Below are 26,363 nucleotides of genomic sequence, written 5' to 3'. Positions count from 1 at the left end.
GGTCAGATCACCTTCATCCGCACCAGCGCCGCCAGCGTCAGCGCCCCCGGCACCAGCGGCAGCCACACCGTGAGGATCCGGTACGCCAGCACCACCGCCGTCGCCACCGCCGCCGGGCCGCCCGCCGCGACGAGAGCGACCACCAGCGCCGCCTCCACCGAGCCGACCCCGCCCGGCGTCGGCACCAGGGCCACGGCGACCGTCGCCGCCAGATAGGCCACCGCCATGTGCCCGGGCGGCACCGCCAGCCCCAGCGCCCGGCCCACCAGCACCAGCGCGGTGGCCTGGAGCGCCGGGAAGGCCAGCGCCCCGCCCCACAGGGCGAGCGCCCGCGCCGGCCGGGCGTGCACCGCGCGCGCCTCGGCCAGCGCGGTCCGCAGGAAGCCGCACACCGCGGACCGCAGCCGCCGTACGACGACCAGCGCGGTCGTCGCCGCCACCGCCACCGCGGCCCCGGCGAGCAGCAGCGGCCCGAACACGTCCTCCGGCAGCAGCGCGCCGAACCGCAGCGCGCCCGGGAACACCAGCAGCAGCGCCGCCATCAGGGACAGCCGGCCCACGCACTCGGCGAGCAGATACAGCGCGAGCGCCGCCGACGAGCGGGCCAGCGGCACCCCGCACACCGTCAGGAAACGCAGGTTGACCGCGCTCGCGCCGAGCCCGGTCGGCAGCAGATGGTTGGCCGCGCCCGCCGCGAACTGCGTGGCCAGCAGCCGCCGCCACGGCAGCCGCTCGACCACCGCGCCCTGCCGGGTGCAGGCCGCCGCCACCCAGGTCAGACAGGTCGCTCCGACCGCCGCGACCAGCCACGGCCACTCGGCCGACCGTAACCGGGCGAGGCCCTCCGCGAGCACCGACCGGTGCCGCACGGCGACGACCGTGACGAGGAGCAGCGGAACCAGGCACAGCACCTGCCGGACGGGGATCCGGCGGACGAAGCGCCCCCGGGGCAGACGGGGGGAACGGGAGAGCGGAGGGACGTCGGGGAGGGGGACAGCGCTCACATCGGACGAGGATCGCGGCAGCCCGCCAACAGCGGGTTGCGGCAGCGGGGACGACACCTTACGTGCGGTCATCGGGTCCTTCGAACGGGGTGACGGACGGCGGACATTGACCTCAACGATGCTTGAGGTTCTACGTTGCTGTCCATGAGCATGGAGACCACCGCGTGGACGCAGCTGTACAGCGTCATGCACGCCCAGCAGGACCGCCGCCCCCTCGCCCGGGCCACCCTGCGCCGCATCGGCGCCTTCGCCCGCCCCCACCGGCGCCGTATCGCGCTGTTCGTCCTGCTCGGCGTGGTCACCGCGCTGTTCGCAGTCGCCACACCGGTGCTGGCCGGACACGTCGTCGACGCGATCGTCTCCGGCGGCGACGAGGCCACCGTCGTCCGTCTCGCCCTGCTCATCGCGCTCATCGCGGTGGCGGAGGCGGCGCTCGGCATCCTCGGCCGGCGGCTGTCGGCGACGCTGGGGGAGGGCCTCATCCTCGACCTGCGGACGGCCGTCTTCGACCATGTGCAGCGGATGCCGGTCGCGTTCTTCACACGCACCCGTACGGGGGCGCTCGTCTCCCGTCTCAACAACGACGTCATCGGCGCCCAGCGCGCCTTCAGCAACACCCTCTCCGGCGTCGTCAGCAACCTGGTCACCCTGGTGCTCACCCTCGCCGTGATGCTCACCCTGTCCTGGCAGATCACCCTGCTCGCCCTGGTCCTGCTGCCCGTGTTCGTCATCCCGGCGCGGCGCATGGGCAGCCGGATGGCCCGTATGCAGCGCGAGGCGGCCACCCTCAACGCGGCCATGAGCACCCGGATGACCGAGCGCTTCTCCGCGCCCGGCGCGACGCTGGTCAAGCTGTTCGGCCGGCCCGAGGAGGAGTCCGTGCAGTTCGCGCTGCGCGCCCGCAAGGTCGCCGACATCGGCGTGCGCACGGCGACCGCCCAGTCCGCGTTCATCACCGCGCTCACCCTGGTCTCCGCCCTCGCGCTCGCCCTCGTCTACGGCCTCGGCGGCTGGTTCGCGCTGCGCGGCACCCTGGAGGCGGGCGCCGTGGTCTCCCCTCGCCCTGCTGCTGACCCGCCTCTACGCCCCGCTCACCGCCCTAGCCGGGGCCCGAGTCGAGGTAATGAGCGCGCTGGTCAGCTTCGAGCGGGTCTTCGAGGTGCTGGACCTGCAGCCGCTCATCGAGGAGAAGCCGGACGCCCGCGAGGTCCCCGACGGCCCGGTCGCCGTCGAGTTCGACGACGTCCGCTTCGCCTACCCGTCCGCCGACAAGGTCTCCCTCGCCTCCCTGGAGGAGGTCGCCGCCCTCGACACGCGAGGCGGCTCGGAGGTCCTGCACGGCGTCACCTTCCGCGCCGAACCCGGCCAGACCGTCGCCCTCGTCGGCTCCTCCAGCGCCGGGAAGTCGACCATCGCCCAGCTCCTGCCGCGGCTGTACGACGTCGACGCCGGAGCGGTCCGCATCGGCGGCGTCGACGTGCGCGACCTCAGCGCCCGCTCCCTGCGCGACACCCTCGGCATGGTCACCCAGGACGGCCACCTCTTCCACGACACCGTCCGCGCCAACCTGCTGCTCGCCCGGCCCGAGGCGAGCGACGAGGAGCTGTGGGACGCGCTGCGCCGCGCCCGCCTCGACGACCTGGTGCACGCCCTGCCCGACGGTCTCGACACCGTCGTCGGCGAACGCGGCTACCGCCTCTCCGGCGGCGAACGCCAGCGCATGACCATCGCGCGGCTGCTGCTGGCCCGTCAGCGCGTCGTCGTCCTCGACGAGGCCACCGCCCACCTCGACAACACCTCCGAGGCGGCCGTCCAGGAAGCGCTCACCGAAGCTCTCCAGGGCCGCACGGCCGTGGTCATCGCCCACCGACTGTCCACCGTGCGCACCGCCGACCAGATCCTCGTCGTGGAGTCGGGCCGCATCGTCGAACGCGGCACCCACGACGAACTCCTCGCCGCGGGCGGCCGGTACGCCGAGCTGTACCGCACCCAGTTCGCCCACCGCACGGCGACGGCCGGGGCGCAGGCACACGAGGAGGGGGAGGAGCCGGCGGACGCGGCCGGAGCGGCCGTATGACGCCGTGCGGGTGGTGGGCCGGGCCGGGTCCGTCTCGGGGTTCCGGACCCGGCCCGGCCCGCATCCGCACCCGCCGGACGGTGAGGGGACGCCGTCCGCCGAGTACCGGTGCGCTTCAGTTAACGGCGCCGCGCCGACGGCCGCATCTCCGGTGCGGCGAACGGGGGCGGACGCCCGCGCTCACCAGTGCCCCGGGCGCTCCAGCCCCGCCGGCAGACGGGTCGACGCAGTGCCCCGGGCCGCGTTCAGCTGTGCCTGGGTGACGAAGAGCCCGTCCGTGAGATCGGCCCCGGACAGGTCGGCGTCCCGCAGGTCCGCGCCGATGAGGTCCGCCCCGCGCAGGTCCGCCCCGGACAGATCGGCCGCGACGAGCAGCGCGCCCCGCAGACTCGCCCCGCGCAGATCCGCCCCGGCGAGCCTGGCCCCCATCAGGTCCGCGCCGCGGTGGTTCCGCTTCCGGCCGGGAATCCGCGCCCGCGCCAGCTCGCTCGCCCGCAGCAGCAGCTCGTTCACCTCGCCGCGCAGCGCATTGACGTCCAGCGCGAGGATCTCCTCGGCGCTCCGCCGCGTCAGCGCGTCGATACGGTCGTACGCCCGCCGCAGGTCCCGGTGGACGGGCCGCGCGGCCGCGAGGCGCAGCGCCTCGTCGACGTACCACAGCAGCTCGTGCAGCTGCCGCATCACCGGGAACACCGCGAACATGGTGCCCGCGCTCTGCGGCGCGGCACGCCAGTCCGTGCCGCCGAAGGTGACCTGCGAGACCTTCTGGCCCGCGCCGAAGCAGTCGAAGACGGTGCAGCCCTGGTAGCCCTCGTCGCGCAGCCGGGCGTGGATGCCGCAGCGGAAGTCCGCCTGAAGATTCCCGCAGGGCTTCCCGGCCGGCTTGTCCGCCGCGAAGTCCGCGGACCGCGCGAAGGGGAGCGCGACACAGCACAGCCCGAAGCAGTCGCCGCACGCGGCCAGCAACTGCTCACGGCCCCCGGATCCGGGGTTCTGGATCTCCACGGTCCGCACTCTCCTGTCCCTGCGGTCGAACGACCGTCCATTCTCGCAGGCGGCGGAGGGTGGTCGGCACGGGGCGGTCCGGGCCGCGCGGCGGCGCGCCGCGCAGGGCGCGTCGTCCGGCGCCCGCGAACGTGGCGGACGTTAGACTCCCGGGCCGTGACCGCGGTTCAGGGCGGCTGTCCCCCGGGACGGGGGCGTGCCGCGCCGCACTTTCCGGACTCTTCGGGGGAAGCATGACCGATGCCGGCCCGCCGGTACGGGAGACCGGCGCCGTGTTCGAGCGGGTGCTCGACGAGGCCCTGGACTGCCGGCAGATCCGCGACGCGCTCGACCGGGCCGGGGGAGCGCTGAGCCGGGAGCAGCTGCGCAGCCGGGCCCGGCAGGCACGGCCGGCCATCACCGCGGCCGCCGCGGCCGAGTACCAGGAGTACCTGCGGAGCACCTGCGCCGAGGAGGCGTCCGATGACGTGCCGCCCCCGCCGGCCGTCCGCGCCTCCCTCCTCTTCGCCGGCGCCGCGGCCCTGCTCCTGCCGACCGGATACGGTCTGAGCGCCGTCGCCGGACACCCCTACATCGGCGGCGGGCTGGTGACGGCGGGCCTGATCGCGGGCTCGCTGGCGGTGGGCGCCGGCGCCGGGGACCTCCTCTGGCAGCGCCTCACCCGGACCACCGCCCGCCCGGGCGACGCGGCGCCCCGCGACCCGGACGCGCCGCGGGCCACGCCGCCCGCCGGCGCCGCCGGGGAGGCGGACCGGGCCCGCGAGGCGTGGGAACTGGCCCTGCGGGAGCGGGGCGTGGTCCCCTTCCTCCTCGGCCGGCTGGAGGAGGCGGCCACGGGACGGCGGTTGTGAGCGGCGGGCCGCCTGTGTGATCGTGACGCCGTACCGGACGGAGGGAGCAGCCCGTGGCGGGTGAGATCGACGACGCGCTGGACCGGGCCGGGCAGGAGGCCTTCACACGGCAGCCGCCCAAGACCCTCAAGGGGCGCGTCAACTTCCTGGTGCGGCAGCTGAAGTCGACGCAGGCCGTGGCCCGCGAGATCGGGGTCAGCAGACGCTCGGTGGAGCGCTACCGCAGCGGCGAGCGCCGGCACCCGCCGCAGGCCATCGCCGACCGCATCGAGGCCGCCGTACGCGCCCGCTGGCAGCCGCGCGTGCGGCAGCAGGCCCGCGCCAGGGCCGCCACCGACACCGGCATCACCATCGAGACCCGCGCCCGGTTCGGCTACACCGCCCCCATCGGCACCACCGACGACCCGCGCGTGCGCCGCCTGACCGTCCACCTGCCCCCGGAGTACGCCCGCCGCCTCTTCGACGCCCAGCAGCAGGGCGCCGGCGACCCCCAGCTGCGCCGCATCGTCGCCGAGGGACTCCAGGAGATCTACTTCAAGGACAACGGCCGCCGTGCCGCCGACCTGGAGGTCGACATCAGCGACATCGACTACCTCGACGTGTCGTACTGAGCGACATGTCGTACCGATCCTCAGGACGACATCGACCACCTCGACGTGTCGTACCGATCCTCAGGCCGGGGCCGGCCCGCGGCCGAGGCGGATCTCCCGGTCCGACGGACGCGGCGCGGGCAGCGGCGCGGTGTGCGGCACCAGCGCGGCAGGCAGCTCCAGCCGGGCGGGGGAGCCGGTCTCGATGTCGGCGAGCAACTGCCGCAGGGCGCTGGTGCCGTGCGTCGCGGGCAGGCCGTCGTCGGTGTCGGCCAGCGCGCGCCGCGCCCGCTGCCAGGCCCGCCCCGGGCGGCCGAGCCCGTGATCGGTGCAGGCCTGCGCGTAGCGGGCGACCTGGCACACCCACGCGTCCTGCCGCAGCCCCGCCTGCGCCAGAGCCCGGTGGGCGCTGCGCCGGGCCGCGGCGGGCGCGTACCGGAGCTGCGCCAGAGCCAGGGCCGCCAGGCTGAGCGTCGCCGAGGGCCCGCCCGGCGCGTGCGCCGGGATGGTGTCGGCGGCCAGCTGGAAGTGCCCCGCCGCGGCCCGCGCGTCGCCCTCCTGCAGCGCGAGCACGCCCTGCACATGGGCGATACGGCCGACGGTCGCGGTGTCGCCGGCCAGGACCGAGGCCCACCAGGCGTCGTCCAGCAGGGCCCGGGCGGTCTCCGGCGCGGTCCGCGCGCTCAGCCAGGCGGCGAGCCACTGCCCGCGGGCGAGCAGCGGACTGCCGTCGCAGTGCGGCAGCAGACCGAGCAGCCGGTCCGCGCCCTCCTCGGCCCGGTCGCAGGCCACCCACCAGAACCACAGCCGCAGACCCGTCTGGAGCGCCGCCGGCGCGAGCGACGGCTCGGTGCGCGCGTGCGCGAACAGCGCGGCCAGCTCCTCGTACTCCTCGGACACGATCCGCACCGCACGGCTCTGGGCGCCCCGCTCCCACAGGCTCTCCGCCTCCGCGGCCACCTGCCCCCAGCGCTGCGAGCGCCGCAGCGCCGCCGCGGCGAACTCCCCCCTCGCGGTGAGCCGTTCGGCGCCGAACTCCCGGGCCAGCCGGGTCATTTGGTAGCGGTGCTCCCGTACGGCCCCGACCTCGCCCCGCACCTCCAGCACCCCGTGGGCGGCGAGCTGGACCAGGCACGACGGGACCTGCGCCGGCTCCACGGCGCCGCCCGCGCACAGATGGACCGCCGACGTCTCGGTGAACGACCCGGCGAACAGGCTGGCCCGCGCCCACACGGTGCGTACGGCCGTGTCGCACAGCATCCACGCGGATCCGGCCGCGTCGCGCAGCGACCGGTGGCGGCGGTGCGCCCGGCGCGGGCCCGCCAGCCAGGTCTGGCTGAGCCGCAGCAGCCGGACCAGTTCCCGCACCGGCAGCTGAGCGGTCTGCTCGGCCGCCAGTTCCACGGCCAGCGGCAGCCCTTCGACCAGCCGGCACACCTCGGCGACGCTCTCCGGGTCCGGTGCGCCGTGCCCGGTGGGCGCGTGCCGGAGGAACAGCTCGACCGCGGGCGCCGGCCCCTCGCCGTCCTCCGGGGCGGGCCGGTACCGCAGCCCGCTCAGGCGCACGGTCCGCTCGGCGTCCAGGCCCAGCGCCCGGCGGGACGTCACGAGGACCCCGGTCCGCGGCGCGCTCAGCAGTACCTGCTGCACGAGGCGGACGCACTCGTCGTGCACCGGGTCGACGTCGTCGAGCCACAGCAGCGTCGGGGCGTCGGGCAGCGCGCGCGCCGCCCGCTGCGGGGCGACGGGCCCCGCCGGCGGGGCACCGGTCAGCCGGGTGACCAGGTCGGCGGCCAGATCACCGGGCCGCCCGGGCGCCGACCCCTGCCGCCGCACCTGGACCAGGCACTCCCACCCCGCTGACACCGACGCCGCCACGGCCGCGGCCGCCACCGTGCTCTTGCCGGCCCCGGGCGGCCCGGTGACCGTCACCAGCCGGTGAGCGGCCAGCAATCCGGCCACGGCGGCCGTCTCCCGCTCCCTGCCGATCACCGCGGGGCCCGCACCCCCGTGCGCGGACCCGCCCCCCGGACCGCCACCGCTCGTCCACACCGTCGCCGTACTCCCCGTCGTCACCCGTCAGCTGCCGGCGCGCCCTCCCGGCCGACGGTCCCGAACGGTGCAGAAACCCGTGTGCAGAACCGTCACTGCAAGCCGCGCCACGGCAAACCCAACGCGTGCGGGGCGCCCCGGTCGCGGCACGACGTGCCACACCACACACCCCGCCGATACCTAGAACGCGGAAGCGAATACCGAGGCCGGTCGAGCGAGGCCGCGACAGACCGCTACGACGCCTCCTTCATGACCCGCACGCCGACGAGGCAGGTGTCGTCGTCCGTGTCCGACCGGCCGTACGTCAGCAGCCGGTCCAGCTGCTGGTCCAGCGTCTTCGGCGCCGACCGGGCCGTCGTCACCAGATGGGTCACCGACTCCTCCACCGACCGGTCCCGGCGCTCCACCAGACCGTCGGTGTACATCAGCAGCGTGTCCTCGGGGGCGAGCAGCTCCTCGGCCTCCTCGTACACCGCGTCCGGCAGGGCGCCCAGCAGGATGCCCTTGACCAGCGGCAGCGGCGCGGCCTCCCCGGAGCGCACCAGCACCGGCGGCAGATGACCGGCCCGCGCCCAGCGCAGGACGCGCCGGTCGGGGTCGTACAGCCCGCACACGGCCGTGGCCGTGACCGCGCCGTTGAGGTGGTGGGCGACGATGTTGAGCCACGACAGCAGCTGCCCGGGGCCGGCACCGGTGACGGCCAGGCCGCGCAGCGCGTTGCGCAGCACGACCATGCTCGTCGCGGCCTCTATGCCGTGCCCGGCCACGTCCCCCACGCACAGCAGCACCTGCCCGGACGGCAGCACCACGGCGTCGTACCAGTCGCCGCCGACCAGCTGCTCGGCCTCGGCCGGACGGTAGCGCACGGCCACCTCAAGCCCCGGCGCCTGCAGCGGCGCCTGGGCCGGGGGCATGATCGCGTGCTGCAACTGCAGCGTCAGCCGGTTGCGTTCGGCGGCCTGCTGCTCGGTGTGCGCGAGCTGGTCACGGGTGGCGGCGAGGGCCACCTCCGTCCAGTGCTGGGCGGAGATGTCCTGGTAGGCGCCGCGCACCACGAACAGCCGGCCGTCCGCGTCCTGCACCGGCTCCGCCACCACCCGCACATGCCGGGTGACACCGTCGGGCCGCTGCAGCCGGAAGGCCGCGGAGGCGGGCCGCCGGTGGTGCAGCAGGGTCCGCAGGAAACGGCCGATGATCACCGCGTCGTCGCGGTGGGCGTGGGCCGGCAGGTCCTCCAGCGGCACCGGCAGGCTGGTGTCGGGGCGGCCGAACAGGTCGTACATCTGGCTGTTCCAGGTGATGCCGCCGGTGAGCAGGTCCTCCTCGAAGCCGCCGATCCGGCCGAGCCGCTGGGCGTGCTGGAGCAGGCTGGCCAGGCGGGCAGTCTCGTCCTCGATCCGCCAGATCAGCAGCACGCTCGCGCCGTGCCGGCTGATGCTGATGTCGGCGACCGCCGACAGCGGCACCTGGCCGACCAGCGCGGTCAGGCGCATGCGCTGCGCCCGGAACGGCTCGCCCGTGGCGTAGACCCGCTCGATGCGCTGGAACAGCTCGCTGTCCCCCGCCGTCATCGGGTACGCCTCCAGCAGCAGCTCCCCGTTGATCACCGCGCGGGGCCGCCCCGCGGGGTCGAGGAAACGGGTGTTGACGTGCTGGATGCGGAAGTCGACCAGCTGCCCGGCGGGGTCGGTGTGCGGGACGAGGACCAGCGCCGGGTCGTGCAGACCGTCGGCCAGGTCCATGAGTTCGGCGACGTCCGGCACCAGCCGCGGCTCCTGCACCGGGTCCGTCCCCGGGGTGAAGTTCTCCAGCGTGTGCGCGCACAGCTCGGCCAGGGCCTCCACCTGACGGAGGATCTGCGGCGGCTGCGGCTCCAGGGCGGTGGGCCAGGCGATCTCCAGCACGCCGTGGATCCGCCCCCCGGTGCCCGCCGGTACGGCGGCCCGCCCGCCGTCGGGGTAGAGGTGCCGGCCGATGGTCGGCAGCCCCGTCTCCGTCAGCGACTCGATCCACTGGCCGCTGCGCTCGGTGAGCCCGCGGCGCGCCACGGTCACCACGTCCGGCGGCACATACCGCCAGCGCGAGGCCTCGGCGGGGGCGAAACCGGCGCTGCCGGCCAGAGTCAGCGAGCCGTCGGACCCGGCCGCCCACACGGCGACGGCCACGGCGCCCAGCGGCCGCAGGGCGTGTTCCAGCAGCGAGTCGGCGACGGCCTGCGTGTCGTGGGCGGCGAGCGCCCCGCTCTCGGCGGCGCGCAGGCGGACCGCCGCCTCACCGCCGTCCGCGGGACGGGAGCCCGAAGTGGCGGTCAGGAACGCGTCGGTGATCTCCGACAGCCGGTCGCGGGCGGCCTGGTTGATGACGTCGACGGCGAACTCCAGCAGCGTCACCCCCGCCTGCTCGGTCAGCTCCGACAACTGCCGGGCCGCCTGGGCCGGTCCGCAGCCGAGCCGTTCCACGAGGATGCCCTTGGCCAGCTCGATCAGGGCCCGCCCCTCCGCCTCGGCCTGCGCCGCCCGCACCTCCTGGCGCAGCCGCTCCACGGTGGCGGCGAGCCGGCCGACCGTGGAGGTCGCGGAGACACCGGAGGGCTCGCCGGGCCCCGCCGGCAGCGGGGCGGCGGCCGGGCCGGTCCCGGGGTGCGCCACCTCGGCAGTGCGCGGGCCGCCGCCGGCGTGCGTCACCTCGGCGCTGCCGGTCCCGGACCCGGCGTGCTCCACCTCGGCCGGGGGCGCTTCACGCTCCCTCGGCTCGGCGGGCTGGTCGGACATGGTCACGATCGGGATGCTCCTCGGCTGGGCGCCGCGGGGGCGCGGACGGTCGGGCCGGTCGCGTCCCCGCGGGCGGCGGGGACGGCGTACGGCCCGCTCACGGGGCCAGCCAGCGGCGCAGGCAGGCGAGCAGTTCCTGGGTGTCGACGGGCTTGGTGACGTAGTCGTTCGCCCCCGACGCCAGGGACTTCTCCCGGTCCCCGGGCATCGCCTTGGCGGTGACGGCGACGACCGGCAGGTCGGCGTACTGCGGCATCTTTCTGATCTCGGCGGTGGCGGTGTAGCCGTCCATCTCCGGCATCATCACGTCCATCAGCACCAGCGAGACGTCCGAATTGGCGAGCAGGGTGTCGATGCCCTTGCGGCCGTCCTCGGCGTGCAGCACGCGCAGCCCGTACAGCTCCAGGATGCCGCTGAGGGCGAAGAGGTTGCGGGCGTCGTCGTCCACCACGAGGACGGTCCGCCCGGCCAGGGAGGTGTCCACGACATGCGACGTGAGCTGCTGCGGCTCCTCCGTCCGGGCCAGCGACAGGACCTCGCCGGGCTCCTCGGCCGACAGGTGCAGCGCGATGCGCTCGCGCAGCTCGTCCAGGCCGGCGACGAACTCGACGGCGGCGTGGTCCGCCCGGGCACGCAGCGACTCCTCCCGGGCGGCGTCCGGACGCAGGCTGCTGTGCACCAGCACCGGTACGTCGGCCAGCGCGGAGTCACCGCCCAGCGCCCGCAGGAACTGGGCCGCCTCTCCGTCCGGCAGGTCGAGGTCGAGGACCACGCAGTGGCAGGACTCGGCGGCCAGCGCACCGGCCGCCTCCTGGGCGCTGACCGCGGTGATCAGCTCCACGTCGGGCCAGGGCAGGACGTCCTCCTCGCGGTGGCGCGCCACGTCGGCGACGACGCTCTCGGCGACGAGCGTCAGCAGGCCGCGCGGCCGCTCCTCCACCACGAGCAGCCGGCGCGGGCGCCCGGTGCGCTCCGCCGGCGCGGGCAGCGCCGCGGGCGCCTCGACGGCATGCGCCTCGACCGCCGGCTCGGCCTGCTGCTCCGGCAGCCGGCCGACCGGCGTCTCGAAGTCGGGCCGGGCCACCGGCAGGTACAGCGTGAAGGTGCTGCCCCGGCCGGGCGCGCTGTCCACGGTGACCGCGCCGCCGAGCAGATGGGCGATCTCACGGGTGATGGACAGCCCGAGGCCCGTACCGCCGTACTTGCGGCTGGTGGTGCCGTCGGCCTGCTGGAAGGCGCCGAAGATGGCCTCCAGCTGCTGCTCCTGGATGCCGATGCCGGTGTCCTTCACGCGGAAGGCGACGACCGAGCCGCCCTTGACCACGGCGGCGGGCACCTCCTCGTCGGCGGCCGGCTCGATGAGCAGCTCGACCTTGCCCTGCTCGGTGAACTTCACCGCGTTGGACAGCAGGTTGCGCAGCACCTGCCGCAGCCGGGAGTCGTCGGTGAGCAGGTCCCGGGGCGCGCCGGCCGCCGTGGTGACGGCGAAGTCGAGGCCCTTCTGCGTCGTCATCGGCCGGAAGGTGGCCTCCACATAGTCGATGAGGCGGCGCAGCGGCACCCGCTCCGGGGTGACGTCCATCTTCCCGGCCTCGACCTTCGACAGGTCGAGGATGTCGTTGATGAGCTGCAGGAGGTCGGAGCCGGCCGAGTGGATGATGCCCGCGTACTCGACCTGCTTCTGGGTGAGGTTGCGCTGCGGGTTCTGGGCCAGCAGCTGGGCCAGGATGAGCAGGCTGTTGAGCGGGGTGCGCAGCTCGTGGCTCATGTTGGCCAGGAACTCGGACTTGTACTTGGACGCCAGCGCCAGCTGCTGGGCGCGTGCCTCCAGTTCCTGCCGGGCCTGCTCGATCTGCAGGTTCTTCGCCTCGATGTCGCGGTTCTGCGCCGCGAGCAGGGAGGCCTTCTCCTCCAGTTCCGCGTTGGAACGCTGCAGTTCCTCCTGCTGGGCCTGCAGCTCCGCGGAGCGCACCTGGAGTTCGGCGGTGAGCCGCTGCGACTCGCCGAGCAGCTCGTCGGTGCGGGCGTTGGCCACGATGGTGTTGACGTTGACGCCGATGGTCTCCCGCAGCTGCTCCAGCAGGTCCTGGTGGATCGGCGTGAAGGGGGTGATGGAGGCCAGCTCGATGACGCCGAGGACCTGGTCCTCGAAGAGGATCGGCAGCAGGAGCAGCGTCGTCGGGACGGTGTGGCCGAGCCCGGAGGAGATCGTCACGTAGTCGGCCGGCAGCTGGTCGACCGCGATGGTACGGCGGCTGCGGGCGGCCTGGCCGACCAGCGAGCGGCCGACCGGGATGGGGTCGGGCCGCGGGTCGTCCGCGGGACGGCCGTAGGAGCCGACGAGCCGCAGCTCGGCGCCCTGCTCGCCGTCCTCCATGAGGTAGAACGCGCCGTACTGGGCGGAGACGAGCGGCACCAGCTCGTCCATGATGAGTTCGGCGACGACGGGCAGGTCGCGGTGGCCCTGCATCAGGCCGGCGATCCGGGCCAGGTTGGTCTTCAGCCAGTCCTGCTCCTGGTTGGCCCGGGTGGTCTCGCGCAGGGACTCCACCATGGAGTTGATGTTGTCCTTGAGTTCGGCGACCTCGCCGGAGGCCTCCACGTTGATCGACCGGGTCAGGTCGCCCTCGGCGACGGCGCTGGCCACCTCGGCGATCGCACGGACCTGCCGGGTCAGGTTCCCGGCCAGCTCGTTCACGTTCTCGGTGAGCCGCTTCCACGTGCCGGAGACGCCCTCGACCTCGGCCTGGCCGCCGAGGCGGCCCTCGGTGCCGACCTCGCGGGCGACGCGGGTGACCTCGTCGGCGAACGCGGAGAGCTGGTCGACCATCGTGTTGATGGTCGTCTTCAGCTCCAGGATCTCCCCGCGCGCGTCGACGTCGATCTTCTTCGACAGGTCGCCCCGGGCCACCGCCGTGGTGACCAGGGCGATGTTGCGCACCTGGCCGGTGAGGTTGTTGGCCATCGAGTTGACGTTGTCGGTGAGGTCCTTCCAGGTGCCCGCCACATTGGGCACCTGGGCCTGGCCGCCGAGGCGGCCCTCGGTGCCGACCTCGCGGGCCACGCGGGTCACCTCGTCCGCGAACGCGGAGAGGGTGTCCACCATGGTGTTGATCGCGTCCGCCAGCGCGGCGACCTCGCCCTTGGCCTCGACGGTGATCTTCTGCGACAGGTCGCCGCGCGCCACGGCCGTCGCCACCTGGGCGATGGAGCGGACCTGGCTGGTCAGGTTGGACGCCATCACGTTGACGTTGTCGGTGAGGTCCTTCCAGGTGCCCGACACGCCCCGGACGTGCGCCTGACCGCCGAGGCGGCCCTCGGTACCCACCTCGCGGGCGACGCGGGTGACCTCGTCGGCGAACGCGGACAGCTGGTCGACCATCGTGTTGATGGTGTTCTTCAGCTCCAGGATCTCGCCGCGGGCGTCCACGGTGATCTTCTGGGAGAGGTCGCCCTCGGCCACCGCCGTGGCCACCTGGGCGACGTTGCGGACCTGGGAGGTCAGGTTGCCCGCCATGAAGTTCACGGAGTCGGTGAGGTCCCGCCAGGTGCCCCGGACCCCCTTCACGTCCGCCTGGCCGCCGAGGCGGCCCTCGGTGCCGACCTCGCGGGCGACGCGGGTGACCTCGTCGGCGAACGCGGAGAGCTGGTCGACCATCGTGTTGATGGTGTTCTTCAGCTCCAGGATCTCGCCGCGGGCGTCCACGGTGATCTTCTGGGAGAGGTCGCCCTTGGCCACCGCGGTCGTCACCTGGGCGACGTTGCGCACCTGGGAGGTCAGGTTGCCCGCCATCAGGTTGACCGAGTCGGTCAGATCGCGCCAGACGCCCGCGACGCCGGGCACCTTGGCCTGACCGCCGAGGCGGCCCTCGCTGCCCACCTCGCGGGCGACCCGGGTCACCTCGTCGGCGAACGCGGACAGCTGGTCGACCATCGTGTTGACGGTCTCCTTCAGCTGGAGGATCTCGCCCCGGGCGGGCACGTCGATCTTCTGGGAGAGGTCGCCCTTGGCCACCGCGGTCGCCACCTGGGCGATGTCGCGGACCTGGGTCGTCAGGTTGCCGGCCATGGCGTTGACGGAGTCCGTGAGGTCCGCCCAGGTGCCCGAGACGCCGGGCACCTGCGCCTGGCCGCCGAGCGTCCCCTCGGTGCCGACCTCGCGGGCCACCCGGGTGACCTCGGAGGTGAACACGGAGAGCTGGTCCACCATGCCGTTGAAGACCTTGGCGATGTCGCCCATGAGGCCGTCGCCGTCGTCGGGCAGCCGGGTGCCGAAGTCACCGTCCCGTACGGCGGTCAGACCGTCCAGCAGCCGGCGCAACTCCTCGTCGCCCGGCACCGTCTCGACGACCGCGCTGTTCTTGCTGGCCATGCGCTTCCTCGTTCCGCTCCCCAGGAGCCCCCGACGACCGGAGACCCAGACCCCCCGGGAACCGGTCGGTGACCGGCTGCCCCGTACCCGATTCTCACGGATCATCGGGTGAGAAATACGCCGAAGGCTAACGCGATCCGCAGGCCCGGACCAAAGCGTGGGGGCCGATCCGGAAGGGAGAGATATATACCCGCCATCTTGTGCATGACCGGCCACAACGGGGGTACCTGAGCCGGTTGCGCTCATCGTCGCCACAGCCCGCCGCGGGGGGTGTGGCGGGAGCCGCGACCGCCGGCACGCGGTCTGCCTGTACGGGTGAACTGAGGGGGGCGCGGTGAGTTTCCCGCGCCCGGGAGACGGGCGGAGGCCGGACGGCGCCACGCGTCTCCCGGGGACTCGCGGACGTCAGCGGCGCGAACGCAGCCGGCTGAGGAGCCGGCCGGCCTGGGCGCGCCGGCGGGGGTCGGCCGCCTGACGGCGTACCTGGGCGATCGTGCGCTGTCCCTGAGGGCTCCGCGCGAACTGCTTGAGTCGTTCCACGACACCGGGCATGGCGCTCCTTCCGTGCTGCTCGGCTACGGATCGATACGGCTGGAACACGGTGCTCAGATGCGGCCGCCCGTGAGCCGGGTCAGCGGCCCCTGGAAGCCCTGCGCGGCGCGGCCCGAGCGGCGGCCCGCGGCGTAGGACGCGGCGGTCAGGGCGGTCGCCCCGGCGCCGACGCCCATCGCGAGGAGCTTGCGGTGGGCCAGGGCCGTCCAGGCGGTCCTGGCCGCGACGGTGACCTGTCCGGTGGCCGCGGCGGCGGCCTTGCGGCCCGCCTCCAGCTTCCGGGTCGCCGCCTCGGCCGCTCCGGCGGTCTTCCGGGCCGCGTCCGCGGCGCCGGCCGCTGCCGCGGACTTCGCCTTCGAGGCTCCGTCCGCCACCGCGGACCCGCCCTTGGCGGCGCCGTCCGCCGACTGCCGGGCGGTGCGCTCCGCCTGACGGGTCGCCTTGCCGGCGGCCGATCGGGTCCGGGAAGCGGTCGTACGCTTCGCCGTGCCGTTCTTCTGATCCGTTCCCTTGTTCGCTTCACTCATGGAATTCCGGCTTGCCGGTCAACGGCTTCACAAACCCGCACGGGCCGGCGGGGCCGCCCTCACGCCGTCCGCGCACGCGCTCCCGGCCGGTCGGCGCGGGCGGTGCGGGCCGCGCCGGCCGGTGTGCCCACCGCGCGGACCCGGTACGTCGTCTTGGCGGGGTCCACCAGGGGATCACCCAGCACGATCCGGCCGGATCCGTGCAGCGCGTCGCACTCGTCGGTGGGCAGGGCCACATAGCAGCTGCCCGTGCCGTCCCGGCCGTCGAGCGGACGCCAGTAGCCGTATCTCCTGCGGCCCCCGGCGTGCACCGTGAGGAAGACGGGGGTCGCGGGATCGGCCATGATCCGCAGCAGGTCGGCGCCGGCGGGGCGGAGGGGCGCGACGGACCGCCGCCGGTACGGCAGGATCCGCGCCGGTGCCGTGCGCGGGCGCTCCGCGTCGCGCTCCGTGCCGCGGGACAGGACCGGTTCGGGGACGGGCTGCACAGGGCCTCCTTGAGCTGGACGACCCCAAGCGCCTACCCAGCTCCGACGATGTCGATCAGTTCTCCGATCATGCAGTACGGCACTGACAACGCGACCGCACACCGGCGCGCCGGGAAACCGCAGCCCGGCCGCCCCGCGAGCCCTCGCCGTAGACTGGACGGTCCTGTCCTTTCGCACCCCGGAGCCCCCGATGCCCCACCCGGCCGGCCCGTCGGACGACGACGGAGCCGCCACACTCTTCGGCCTGGAAGCCCTCGGCGCACCGGGCGCACCGGCGACCGGTGCCCTCGCGGAGCCCTCGGCCGGTCCGGCCTTCCGCACCGGCGACACGGCCCGCCGTCTGCTGCCCGTGCGGGAGATCTACGCGGAACCGGCGGCCGCCGCGTCCCCGCGCGGCCGGCAGATCCGGGAGCGGTTCCCGCGGGCCCGGCTGATCGAGGTGGACTCCCACTGGAACATCCCCGGCCTGCACGGCAACGAGGGCAACGTGGAGCGCTGGGTCCGGGTCAAGGGCGAGACGCTGGTCCTCGGCGAGCGCAAGACGCTCACCACCCGCCCCAACGGCCGGTCCGCCGACTGGATCGCGCCCGGCCCGTCCAACGGCTGCGCGATGGCCTGCGCCTACTGCTACGTACCGCGCCGCAAGGGCTACGCCAACCCCGTCACCGTCTTCACCAACATCGACGCGATCATCGCCCACCTGGGCCGCCACATCGCCCGCCAGGGCCGCAAGCCCGCGCCGAACCAGTGCGACGACACGGCCTGGGTGTACGACATCGGCGAGAACGGCGACTGTTCCGTGGACGCGCTGATCTGCGACAACACCGCGGATCTCGTGCACGCCTTCCGGCAGTGGCCGACCGCCAAGGCGTCCTTCGCGACGAAGTTCGTCAATCCGGACCTGCTGGCGTACGACCCCCGCGGACGGACGCGGATCCGGTTCTCCGTCATGCCGGCGGACGACTCGCGCCTGCTCGACGTGCGCACCTCCCCGGTCGCGGAACGCGTCGCGGCCGCCGCGGACTTCGTCGACGCCGGCTACGAGGTCCACTTCAACCTTTCCCCGGTCGTCCTGCGGCCGGGCTGGCAGGCGGCCTGGGGCGAGCTGCTGGAGCACCTGGACGACGTACTCCCGGCGCGGGTCAAGGAGCAGGCCGCCGCCGAAGTGATCATGCTCACGCACAACCGCGACCTGCACGAGGTCAACCTCGGCTGGCACCCCAAGGCCGAGGACGCGCTGTGGCGGCCCGCCCTGCAGCAGTCCAAGCGCTCCGAGAACGGCGCCCTGAACGTCCGGTACCGCAACCAGGTCAAGGCCGAGGCCCTGCACGACCTGCGCGGGCTGATCGCCGCGCGGGCCCCCTGGCTGCGGATCCGGTACGCCTTCTGAGCCGGCCGGCGCCGGTCAGGCGAGATCGAACCGGTCGAGGTTCATCACCTTGTTCCACGCGGCGACGAAGTCACGGACGAACTTCTCTCCCGCGTCCCGGCACGCGTAGACCTCGGACAGGGCGCGGAGCTGGGCGTGCGCGCCGAAGACCAGGTCGACGGCGGTGGCGGTCCACTTGACCTCGCCGGTGGCGCGGTCCCGGCCCTCGAACACGTTCTCGTCCGTGGCCGACGCCTTCCACTCCGTGCCCATGTCGAGCAGGTTGACGAAGAAATTGGTGGTCAGGCTCTCCGGCCGGTGGGTTAGGAGGCCGTGCGGGGACCCCTTGAAGCCGGTGTTCAGCACCCGCATGCCGCCGATCAGCACCGTCATCTCCGGCGCGGTCAGCGTCAGCAGGTTGGCGCGGTCCAGCATCAGGGTCTCCGGCGACAGCTTCTCGCCCGCCGGAAGGTGGTTGCGGAAGGCGTCGGCCTTGGGCTCCAGCACGGCGAACGTCTCCGCGTCGGTCTGCTCCTGCGAGGCGTCCGTACGCCCCGGCGCGAACGGGACCGTGATGTCGTACCCGGCGTTCCTCGCGGCCCGCTCGACGGCCGCGCACCCGCCGAGGACGATCAGGTCGGCGAGGGAGATCCGGGTGCCGCCGGTCTGCGAGGCGTTGAAGTCCTGCTGGATCTGTTCGAGCGCGCGCAGGACCTCGGTCACCTCGGGGAGGTTGTTGAGCTCCCAGTCCTTCTGCGGCGCGAGCCGGATGCGCGCCCCGTTCGCCCCGCCCCGCTTGTCGGTGCCGCGGAAGCTGGACGCCGACGCCCAGGCCGTGGTGACCAGCTGGGGGACCGACAGGCCCGTGGCGAGGATCCGGGACTTCAGGTCGGCGATGTCCTCGGCGCCGACCAGGTCGTGGTCGACGGCGGGGACGGGGTCCTGCCACAGCTGCGGCTCGGGCACCCACGGGCCGAGATAGCGCGAGACGGGCCCCATGTCGCGGTGCAGCAGCTTGTACCAGGCCTTGGCGAACGCCAGCGCGAGTTCCTCGGGGTGCTCGTGGAACCTCTTGGTGATCGGCCCGTAGACCGGGTCCACCTTCAGCGCGAGGTCCGTCGTCAGCATCATCGGGGCGTGCCGCTTCGACGGGTCGTGGGCGTCGGGGACGGTGTCCCGGGCCGCGGGATCCGTCGGCGTCCACTGGTGGGCACCGGCGGGACTGCGGGTCAGCTCCCACTCGTAGCCGTACAGGTTGTCCAGGTAGCCGTTGTCCCAGGTGGTCGGCGCGGTCGTCCAGGCGCCCTCCAGACCGCTGGTGAGGGCGTCGGGGCCCTTGCCGCTGCCGTACGTGTTCCGCCAGCCGAGGCCCTGCTGCTCGATGGGGGCGGCCTCGGGCTCGGGGCCGATGTAGCTGGGGTCCACCGCGCCGTGGCACTTGCCGAAGGTGTGGCCGCCGACGATGAGCGCGACCGTCTCCTCGTCGTTCATCGCCATGCGCCCGAACGTCTCCCGGATGTCCCGGGCGGCGGCCGTCGGGTCCGGGTTGCCGTTGGGCCCCTCCGGATTGACGTAGATCAGCCCCATCTGGACGGCGGCGAAGGGACCGGTCAGTTCCCGGTCGCCGCTGTAGCGCTCGTCCCCGAGCCAGGTGTCCTCGGGGCCCCAGAAGATCTCCTCGGGTTCCCAGATGTCCTCCCGCCCGAATCCGAAGCCGAACGTCTCGAACCCCATGGACTCCATGGCGCAGTTCCCGGCGAAGACCAGGAGGTCCGCCCAGGAGATCTTCCGGCCGTACTTCTGCTTGACCGGCCAGAGCAGCCGGCGCGCCTTGTCCAGGCTCGCGTTGTCCGGCCAGCTGTTGAGCGGGGCGAAGCGCTGCGCGCCGCTGCCGCCACCGCCACGGCCGTCCGCGATGCGGTACGTGCCCGCGGCGTGCCAGCTCATCCGGATGAAGAGCGGCCCGTAGTGGCCGTAGTCGGCGGGCCACCAGTCCTGGGAGGACGTCATCACCTCGAAGACGTCCCGCTTCAGCGCCTCGACGTCGAGGGACGCGAACTCCTTCGCGTAGTCGAAGTCCTCGCCCAACGGGTCGGACAGGGGTGAGTGCTGGTGGAGGACCTGGAGGTCCAGTTGGTTCGGCCACCAGTCCCGGTTCGTCCTGGGCCGCCGCGTCGGTGTGGGCGTCGGCGAAGGGATTGCTGGATTCTCGCTTTCGCTGCCGGACATGCCCGTCCTTCTTCCTGTTCGCGGTGTTTCATCGGCTTTGCAGTGTTCCGCGACCCTATGGTCGCTCACCGCGGACCGCACCTCTAGCAAACACGCAGAGGACGGCCGACGACCCGGGCGCGGCAGGCCGCCGGCGCGGTACGCGTCAGCGCCCGGCCCCCGTGATCAGGTCGGCCGCCTTCTCCGCGGCCATGACGGTCGGCGCGTTCGTGTTGCCGCGCGGCACCGTCGGGAAGACGGAGGCGTCCACCACGCGCAGCCCCGGCACGTCGTACACGCGCAGCTCCGGATCGACGACCGAACCGATGGCACAGGTCGACGTGGGGTGGTACAGCGTCTGCCCGTGGCGCCGCGCCCAGGCGAGCAGGTCCGCGTCCGTGTCCGACTCCGGCACCAGGTACGGCCCCGTCGCGAGGTCGGTCACCGCCGGCTGCGCCGCGATCTCCAGGGCGATGCGCAGACCGGCGACGATGACCTCCTGGTCCTCGGGCGCCACCAGGTAGTTGTGCGTGATCCGGGGCGCGGCGTCGGGCCGCGGGGAGCGCAGGGTGACCGCGCCGCGGCCGGCCGGGGCGAGCACGCACGGCCCGAAGGAGAAGCCGTGCTCGGCGGCCGCGCCGAGGCCCTCCTGGTGGAAGAGCACGGGAGCGGCGTGGAACTGCAGGTCCGGGGCGGTCAGGTCGTCGCGGCTGCGGAAGAAGCCGCCGGTCTCGCCGATGTTGGAGGTGAGGTGGCCGCGGCCCTCGTTCTGCAGCAGCGCGGCGTTCTCCGGCGTCGCCGCCGTGAGCAGCGACTCCACGTCGGTGCGGAAGTTCAGCAGCGTCATGTAGTGGTCCTGCAGACCCTCGCCGACGGGCAGGTCGCGGACGACGTCGATGCCGAACGCGGACAGCGTGGCGGCCGGCCCGATCCCGGACAGCATCAGCAGCTTCGGCGACTCGTACGCGCCCGCCGACAGGATCACCTCGCGCTCGGCGCGCACCACCTCCACGGCGCCGCCCCGCTCCACCTCCACACCGGTGGCCCGGCCTCCCTCGATCACCACGCGGCGGGCGAGGGCAAAGGACAGCACGGTCAGGTTCGGCCGCTCCAGCGCGGGGTGCAGGTAGGCGACGGCGGCGCTGCAGCGCAGACCGCCGCGCTGGGTGAGCTGGTAGCGGCCGACACCGAACTGCGTGGCCCCGTTGAAGTCGTCGTTCGCCTTGTGCCCGGCCTGCACGGCGGCCTGTACGAACGCCGAGGCGAGCGGGTGCTCGGAGCGGCCGTCGCTGACGGTCAGCGGCCCGTCCGCGCCGTGGAACTCGTCCTCGCCGCGCTCGTTGCCCTCGGACCTCTTGAAGTACGGCAGGACCTCGTCGTACGACCAGCCGTCGGCGCCGGCCGCCGCCCAGCCGTCGTAGTCGGCCCGGTTGCCCCGGATGTAGATCATGGCGTTGATCGAGCTGCACCCGCCGAACACCCTGCCGCGCGGCAGATAGGCCCGCCGGTTGCCGATGCCCGGCTCCGGCTCGCTGTCCAGGTCCCAGTCCAGGGCCGACTTGAACAGCTGCGGGAAGGCGGCCGGGACATGGATCTCCTGCGCGGTGTCGGGACCGCCCGCCTCGATCAGCGCCACCCGCACCTCCGGGTCCTCGGAGAGACGTGCCGCGAGGACACACCCCGCCGATCCGGCGCCGACGATGACGTAGTCGTACGTGGACATGCCCATCTCCCTCTGACCGAACGGCACTTGCCCTGTGCGGAACCGCGGGCGCGGACGGGGAAGTGCTGCCGACCGGCCGGCGCCCACCGCTGCCACGGTGCCGTGCGGACGTCCGCGAGGTCGACGGGATACTCGGCCAACCCGGAGCCGGAACCGGCAGGCCGCTCCGGTCCGGCCACCGGCGTGGGACCGCTACCGGGCCGGCGTCCGGTCCACCGCGAGCATCGGACGGTCGCTGTCGGGGAGCCAGTCTCGCCGCGGGTCGTACTCCAGCCAGCGCCGGGCGCGGCCGGTCTCGGTGAAGCCGCGCAGCAGCGTGTCGAGCAGGGGGTGACGGGAGGACTCCCGCCAGGTCAGGGACCAGGCGTACAGCGGTGTCGGCCCGACCAGCGGCACGCGGCGCACCTCCGTGTGGTCCGGGAGCGGCGCGTCGGCCGGGAAGAGGGTGAAGCCCTCGCGGTCCGTGCGCAGATGCCGGACGAGGTGGTCCAGACCCAGGTTGGGACCGTCGTGCCGCCGCGCGATCCCGAACTCGTCGGCGAAACGGCGCAGGAAGTCCAGGCGGTTCAGTTCGGCCGGGCACCACAGCACGCTGCCGCGAAGGCCGGCGGGCCGCAGCGCCTCGGCACCGGCCAGCGGGTGGGACGGGCCCACCACCACGTCGACGGGTTCCAGCCGCACCAGCCGCTGCGTGAGCCCCGCGTCCCGGCCGTCGGGCAGCGGGTGCACCCGGCCGAACCCCAGATCCGTGTCGCCGCGCAGCAGCGCCTGCGCGACGGAAGGCCAGTCCCGCCCGGGCGCCGGCTCCCACCGCACCGCGCCCGGGCCGCGTCGGCCAGCGGACGGGACCTCCCCGACACGGCCCAGTGCCTGCACCGCCTCGGCGACCGTGCGCATCGGCGCGTACAGATGACCCCACGTGTCGATCCGTACGACCGGGCCCGCGCCGGTCACCGACGCGACCGCGCGCTCGCCCGCCGCCAGCGCCTCGCGCGCGGCCGGCAGGAACCGCTCGCCCGCCCCGCTCAGCCGGACGCCGCCCCGGCGCTCGAACAGCCGCACGCCCAGCGCCTCCTCCAGCCGCGCGACGCGCTTGGACAGCGCCTGCTGACTGGTGCCCAGCTCTTCGGCGGCCCGCCCGAAGTGCAGGGTCCCGGCGGTCGCGACGAAGGCGCGGACCAGGGCGAGGTCGAGGTCCATGCCGTTGACCTTATGCGACGACTTTCCGATGCCGGTCCGGCGGTCCGGCGGTCCAGCGGTCCGGCGGACTGGGGCCGGGCGGCCCGGCGGCGAGCCGTGTCAGCCGCTGCCCATGGCCTTGCGGACGGCGTCCTTCGTCCGGTCCATGAGCGCGGCCACCGGCCCGAGGGCCACGTTGGCGGTGGCCGACTCGACCCCGGGATGCGGCCGGGTGGGGGCCATCGCCTCGGCGGCCTTGACCGCCTTGGCCATAGCGGCCAGGTTGGTGACGTCGGTGCTGCGGCGGATGTGGGAGAACTCGTATCGTTCCTCCGCCCGCGCGTGCTCCTGCACGTCCGTGCGCAGCCGCATCAGCATGGGCAGGAACTTCGGGTCGTCGGTGTCCATGTCGTCCAGCGCCGAAAGGGTCTCCTTCGCGGACTTCTCCTCCGCCAGGCGTTCCTCGACGATCTGAGCGCCGCCGTCGACCGCGCTGCGGACGAACGGGTGGACGACCTCCTCCTCGGCGGTCTCGTGCACGGCGAGCAGCCGTACCAGGCGCCGGAAGGCGTCCCGGCGCTCCTCGCCCTCACTCTGCTCGACCTCGTCGAAGAGGTTGCGGATGTCGCCGTGCTGGCGCATCAGCAGCCCGACCACGTCGATGTCGGGCAGCTGGTCGTCGCCGGCCTGGGGCGTGTGCAGATCGGACATGGGCCGGCCCCTCACTTCTCGCGCTGGGCGGGGTCGGGGTGCTCGCCCTCGGTCTGGACGCGGTACTCACGGCCGAACATCTCGTCGTGCTCGGTCATGACCCGGTCGCTCGGCGGGGCCTCGCCGCCGTGGATCTGCTCCTGCATCTTCTCGAACCGCTCGTGCGCCTCGCGCACATAGCCGGCGCCGAGGGTGGTGAGGTCCATCTGGGTGTCCAGCAGTTCGCGCAGGTACTGCTTGTTCGGCTCGAAGGTGAGCACGTTCGGCAGCTCCGGCGCCAGGACCTCCTGCGGGTCGCGGCCGTCGTGGCGGCGCATCAGGTCGCAGGCGGTGTGCAGGTGCTCCAGCTCCATGTTCAGGTGCAGCTCCCAGATCGACTTCACCCTGGGGTCGCTCTCCTGCTCCATGAAGGAGTAGTACAGGTAGCACTCGTTGTACTCGTGGTTGACCAGCTGCTCCCACCACGTCTCACCCGGGTCGACGAGCGACTCGTAGTGCGTGACGTGCTCCTCCTCGATCAGCCCGATCTCCTGGTACAGCTGCCGGGCGATGGGCTCCATGTAGGTGGGGCCGGTGTTCATGTAGAAGTTCATGGTCTGCTGCTCCGCCGACATGATCGTCAGCGCGTGCAGCTTCGACAGGGGGTCCGTGGCCGTCTTGTCGTACGGGTCGCGGACGTTGTCGTACGCGTCGCGGTGGTGGTACCTGGTCGGCCGGCCGGGCATGACCTCGGTGAGGTTGTCGACGATCGACTCCGCCTTGCGGTGCTCGATCATCTCGTACAGGTTGGCGTACCGGTACAGATGGTCGAAGTCCTCCAGCACACCGAACTGGTACGCCTGCTTCAGGTACGGGTCGGGCTCCATGCGCGCGACCCAGGCCGTCAGGTCCACCGCGACCTGCTCGTAGGCGATGGTCGTCTCCAGCACCGACGACACGCCCGGCAGCAGCCAGTTGACCACCTTCTGCTGCTGCGCCTCGATGTACCGGGTCCGCGCGAGCTGCCGCTTCACCTCGGGGTCGACGGTGTTGCGGGCGAGCTGGTGGCTGAAGAGGATCGCCTCCACCTCGATGCCGTTCATGGTGATGATCCGGCAGCGGGTGTACGGGTCGCAGCGGTCGGGGTCGATCGGCTGCACGTTCAGCTCACGCCAGTTGCGCAACTGGCGGTCCAGCGGGATGCCCCGCTGCTCCAGGGGATTGAAGGTCACGGAAGACGCTCCTCGGGACGGATGGGGGAGAGGTGACGACGGGACGGGACGACGCAGTACCCCTGACGCCGCGGCGCATGTCGCCACCGGGGCACCCCCGCCAGGTTTCAGCCATCCGCGGGCACCCGCGACCGCAGACGCCTGGACGGCCGCATGCGTCCCTCGTCCGGATGAACGCGGGGACGCACGGCGTGCGGTCCGGCCACGGCAGCGTGTAGGGACACGGGCGGTGGCGGCTCCTCCGGTCGTGCGGTCGTGCGTTTCCCCAGGCCATGCGCGGGGACCCGCGACGGGTGGTGGCATACGGTGCGGAGCAGCGGGTGCGGTTGCCGGCGCTGCGGGCGGGCTGGCTGACGCAGACGTTCGTCCACTGGTCGTATCCGGTGGAGGCGGTGCAGGCGCTGCTGCCCGAACCGCTGGTCGTGGACGCGTACGAGGGCGCGGCCTGGGTCGGGCTCACGCCGTTCGTGATGGCGGACGTACGCCCGCCCGGCGTACCGGCCGGGCTGCCCGGCGTTCCCACGTTCCCGGAGACCAACCTGCGCACCTATGTACGGCACCCCGGTGGCCGGGACGGCCTGTGGTTCCTGTCCCTGGAGGTCGCCTGCCCGCTGATGCTGGCGGCGCGAGCGGCCGGTGTGCCGTACCACCCCGGTTCCCTTCGCGTAACCAGGCGGGGGGAGACCGTCGCCTACTCCGGCCGCAGATGGGCGGGCCGAGCCTCCTACCGGCTTGTCGTGCGCCCCGGCGGCCCCGTCGAACGGCCGACGGAACGGGACGTGTGGCTGACCTCGCGCTGGCGGGCGTACACGCGTCGGCTCGGCCTGCTCTGGGAGACGCCCGTGGAGCACGAGCCGTGGCCGCTGGCCGACGCCGGCATCGAGGTGCTGGAGGAGACGCTCACCACCTCGGCGGGCCTCCCCGCCCCCTCGGGCGAGCCCGTCGTGCACTTCTCGGAAGGGGTCAGGCACGTGCGGCTGGGAGCCCCGCGGCCCTTGCCCCAGGCAGCCACGGCATGACCATCGAGGGGCCGGCACGCCGGCGCAGGCTGCGCTTCGAGGGCTGGATCGCCGGCCTGGGCACCTCCTCCGGAACCCGCGTCGTGCTGGGCCACTGGCAACGGTCACCTTTCGGCGCGTTCAGCGACGTCATGCTGGAGCGGGCCGACGGTGAGCGGCTCCTGCTGGCGCCCACGCGGGCGACGGCGGACTTCATCGGCGCCACGTACGTCTTCGACACCGTGGAGGTCGTGCCAGTGCGGGTCGGCGTCGCGGCGGACACCTGGACCGTGACGGCGGGCTCCCTCGACCTGCGCTTCGTCACCGGACCGCGCGGACCGGTGGGCCTGCTGCTGCGCGCCGTGCCGGCCGCACTCGCCCGGCGCCCGGCGTGGAGCGCGCTCACGGACGGGCCGGCCCGCCTGCTGCTGCCCGGAGTCCGCACCCGGGGGAGCGCCGGCGCGGGCCGCCGCGAGTGGTACGGCGCCCGCGACCTGCGCCCGGTCCGCCTCCTGTCGGCCTCCTACGAAGGCGCCGACCTGGGAGCGCCGGCCCCCGTCGACCCACCCGTGCACTTCGGCTTCGGCTCGGTGCCGAGGAAACCGGCGCTGACCCGGGTCACGACGACGGTCGCGCTCGGACCCGGGTGACTCTGATCGTGGGAAGCCGGGGAAT

The 26,363-nt window shown here is 73.6% G+C and carries 18 protein-coding genes and 1 pseudogene; 6 read left to right on the top strand and 13 right to left on the bottom strand.

What is annotated here, in order from left to right; genetic code table 11:
- Positions 1–2 precede the first annotated feature (2 nt).
- Positions 3–902: a lysylphosphatidylglycerol synthase transmembrane domain-containing protein gene (locus tag IE308_RS04350; RefSeq protein WP_229908763.1), complete on the bottom strand. Its 900-nt coding sequence runs from the start codon at positions 900–902 to the stop codon at positions 3–5.
- 252 nt (positions 903–1,154) lie between these two features.
- On the opposite strand from IE308_RS04350, the pseudogene IE308_RS04345 reads away from it, so the two are divergent.
- Positions 1,155–3,081, top strand: a pseudogene (locus IE308_RS04345) (ABC transporter ATP-binding protein).
- 180 nt (positions 3,082–3,261) lie between these two features.
- Here the strand turns inward: IE308_RS04345 and IE308_RS04340 are convergent.
- Positions 3,262–4,086 carry a pentapeptide repeat-containing protein gene (locus IE308_RS04340; protein WP_229908699.1) on the bottom strand — a complete coding sequence of 275 codons (825 nt, stop codon included), beginning with the start codon at positions 4,084–4,086 and terminating at the stop codon, positions 3,262–3,264.
- Positions 4,087–4,319: 233 nt separating this feature from the next.
- Between IE308_RS04340 and IE308_RS04335 the strand changes: the two genes are divergently transcribed.
- Together IE308_RS04335 and tpg are read left to right on the top strand one after the other, a co-directional pair.
- Positions 4,320–4,937: a hypothetical protein gene (locus tag IE308_RS04335; protein WP_190216643.1), complete on the top strand. Its 618-nt coding sequence runs from the start codon at positions 4,320–4,322 to the stop codon at positions 4,935–4,937.
- 53 nt (positions 4,938–4,990) lie between these two features.
- A complete protein-coding gene (gene tpg / locus IE308_RS04330; protein ID WP_110633796.1) occupies positions 4,991–5,548 on the top strand; it encodes a telomere-protecting terminal protein Tpg in 558 nt (185 codons plus the stop codon).
- Between the two features lie 60 nt (positions 5,549–5,608).
- Here tpg and IE308_RS04325 read toward each other — a convergent pair whose 3' ends face one another.
- From IE308_RS04325 to IE308_RS04300, 6 genes are all read right to left on the bottom strand, one after another.
- Complete coding sequence (locus IE308_RS04325) at positions 5,609–7,519, bottom strand: ATP-binding protein (protein WP_190216642.1); 1,911 nt, start codon at positions 7,517–7,519, stop codon at positions 5,609–5,611.
- A gap of 293 nt (positions 7,520–7,812) precedes the next feature.
- Entirely contained in the window at positions 7,813–10,350 is a 2,538-nt protein-coding gene (locus tag IE308_RS04320; protein ID WP_190217362.1) for a SpoIIE family protein phosphatase, read from the bottom strand.
- A 97-nt stretch (positions 10,351–10,447) separates the two neighbouring features.
- On the bottom strand, positions 10,448–14,722 hold the full coding sequence (locus IE308_RS04315) for a HAMP domain-containing protein (RefSeq protein WP_190216641.1): 4,275 nt from the start codon (positions 14,720–14,722) through the stop codon (positions 10,448–10,450).
- Between the two features lie 405 nt (positions 14,723–15,127).
- Positions 15,128–15,274, bottom strand: coding sequence for a hypothetical protein (locus IE308_RS04310; protein ID WP_190216640.1), 147 nt, complete (start codon positions 15,272–15,274; stop codon positions 15,128–15,130).
- A gap of 53 nt (positions 15,275–15,327) precedes the next feature.
- Complete coding sequence (locus IE308_RS04305; RefSeq protein ID WP_190216639.1) at positions 15,328–15,801, bottom strand: hypothetical protein; 474 nt, start codon at positions 15,799–15,801, stop codon at positions 15,328–15,330.
- 59 nt (positions 15,802–15,860) lie between these two features.
- Positions 15,861–16,289: a cell envelope biogenesis protein OmpA gene (locus tag IE308_RS04300; protein ID WP_190216638.1), complete on the bottom strand. Its 429-nt coding sequence runs from the start codon at positions 16,287–16,289 to the stop codon at positions 15,861–15,863.
- 190 nt (positions 16,290–16,479) lie between these two features.
- Between IE308_RS04300 and IE308_RS04295 the strand changes: the two genes are divergently transcribed.
- Positions 16,480–17,679: a spore photoproduct lyase family protein gene (locus tag IE308_RS04295; protein ID WP_190216637.1), complete on the top strand. Its 1,200-nt coding sequence runs from the start codon at positions 16,480–16,482 to the stop codon at positions 17,677–17,679.
- A gap of 15 nt (positions 17,680–17,694) precedes the next feature.
- On the opposite strand, the gene katG is transcribed toward IE308_RS04295, so the two are convergent.
- The 5 genes from katG to IE308_RS04270 all read right to left on the bottom strand — a co-directional run bounded on the left by katG (position 17,695) and on the right by IE308_RS04270 (position 24,690).
- On the bottom strand, positions 17,695–19,887 hold the full coding sequence (katG, locus tag IE308_RS04290; RefSeq protein ID WP_190216636.1) for a catalase/peroxidase HPI: 2,193 nt from the start codon (positions 19,885–19,887) through the stop codon (positions 17,695–17,697).
- Between the two features lie 145 nt (positions 19,888–20,032).
- A complete protein-coding gene (locus IE308_RS04285; RefSeq protein ID WP_190216635.1) occupies positions 20,033–21,589 on the bottom strand; it encodes a GMC family oxidoreductase in 1,557 nt (518 codons plus the stop codon).
- A gap of 192 nt (positions 21,590–21,781) precedes the next feature.
- Positions 21,782–22,789 (bottom strand): LysR family transcriptional regulator, encoded by a 1,008-nt coding sequence (locus IE308_RS04280; RefSeq protein ID WP_190216634.1) that lies wholly within the window; start codon positions 22,787–22,789, stop codon positions 21,782–21,784.
- 99 nt (positions 22,790–22,888) lie between these two features.
- Positions 22,889–23,479 (bottom strand): hemerythrin domain-containing protein, encoded by a 591-nt coding sequence (locus tag IE308_RS04275; RefSeq protein WP_190216633.1) that lies wholly within the window; start codon positions 23,477–23,479, stop codon positions 22,889–22,891.
- 11 nt (positions 23,480–23,490) lie between these two features.
- The gene (locus IE308_RS04270; protein WP_190216632.1) at positions 23,491–24,690 is read right to left on the bottom strand and encodes a hypothetical protein; all 1,200 of its coding nucleotides are present in this window, start codon (positions 24,688–24,690) and stop codon (positions 23,491–23,493) included.
- A 272-nt stretch (positions 24,691–24,962) separates the two neighbouring features.
- Here IE308_RS04270 and IE308_RS04265 point away from each other — a divergent pair, with 272 nt between their 5' ends.
- Positions 24,963–25,709 carry a YqjF family protein gene (locus IE308_RS04265; protein WP_190216631.1) on the top strand — a complete coding sequence of 249 codons (747 nt, stop codon included), beginning with the start codon at positions 24,963–24,965 and terminating at the stop codon, positions 25,707–25,709.
- On the top strand, positions 25,706–26,338 hold the full coding sequence (locus IE308_RS04260; RefSeq protein WP_190216630.1) for a hypothetical protein: 633 nt from the start codon (positions 25,706–25,708) through the stop codon (positions 26,336–26,338). The genes IE308_RS04265 and IE308_RS04260 overlap by 4 nt, the downstream gene beginning before the upstream one ends.
- Positions 26,339–26,363 lie beyond the last annotated feature (25 nt).

Source organism: Streptomyces griseosporeus (assembly GCF_014656055.1).
In the GTDB taxonomy this organism is placed as follows: domain Bacteria; phylum Actinomycetota; class Actinomycetes; order Streptomycetales; family Streptomycetaceae; genus Streptomyces; species Streptomyces griseosporeus.
Note: the sequence above shows the minus strand (reverse complement) of the source record. Positions and strands in the feature narration are given on the sequence as shown.

What these genes read in the sequence shown, in the direction of transcription:
- IE308_RS04335 (WP_190216643.1), top strand. Translation starts at nt 4,320, where the DNA reads ATGACCGATGCCGGCCCGCCGGTACGGGAGACCGGCGCCGTGTTCGAG.
- IE308_RS04320 (WP_190217362.1), bottom strand. Translation starts at nt 10,350, where the DNA reads ATGTCCGACCAGCCCGCCGAGCCGAGGGAGCGTGAAGCGCCCCCGGCC.
- IE308_RS04315 (WP_190216641.1), bottom strand. Translation starts at nt 14,722, where the DNA reads ATGGCCAGCAAGAACAGCGCGGTCGTCGAGACGGTGCCGGGCGACGAG.
- IE308_RS04310 (WP_190216640.1), bottom strand. Translation starts at nt 15,274, where the DNA reads ATGCCCGGTGTCGTGGAACGACTCAAGCAGTTCGCGCGGAGCCCTCAG.
- IE308_RS04305 (WP_190216639.1), bottom strand. Translation starts at nt 15,801, where the DNA reads ATGAGTGAAGCGAACAAGGGAACGGATCAGAAGAACGGCACGGCGAAG.
- IE308_RS04295 (WP_190216637.1), top strand. Translation starts at nt 16,480, where the DNA reads ATGCCCCACCCGGCCGGCCCGTCGGACGACGACGGAGCCGCCACACTC.
- katG (WP_190216636.1), bottom strand. Translation starts at nt 19,887, where the DNA reads ATGTCCGGCAGCGAAAGCGAGAATCCAGCAATCCCTTCGCCGACGCCC.
- IE308_RS04285 (WP_190216635.1), bottom strand. Translation starts at nt 21,589, where the DNA reads ATGTCCACGTACGACTACGTCATCGTCGGCGCCGGATCGGCGGGGTGT.
- IE308_RS04280 (WP_190216634.1), bottom strand. Translation starts at nt 22,789, where the DNA reads ATGGACCTCGACCTCGCCCTGGTCCGCGCCTTCGTCGCGACCGCCGGG.
- IE308_RS04275 (WP_190216633.1), bottom strand. Translation starts at nt 23,479, where the DNA reads ATGTCCGATCTGCACACGCCCCAGGCCGGCGACGACCAGCTGCCCGAC.
- IE308_RS04265 (WP_190216631.1), top strand. Translation starts at nt 24,963, where the DNA reads ATGCGCGGGGACCCGCGACGGGTGGTGGCATACGGTGCGGAGCAGCGG.
- IE308_RS04260 (WP_190216630.1), top strand. Translation starts at nt 25,706, where the DNA reads ATGACCATCGAGGGGCCGGCACGCCGGCGCAGGCTGCGCTTCGAGGGC.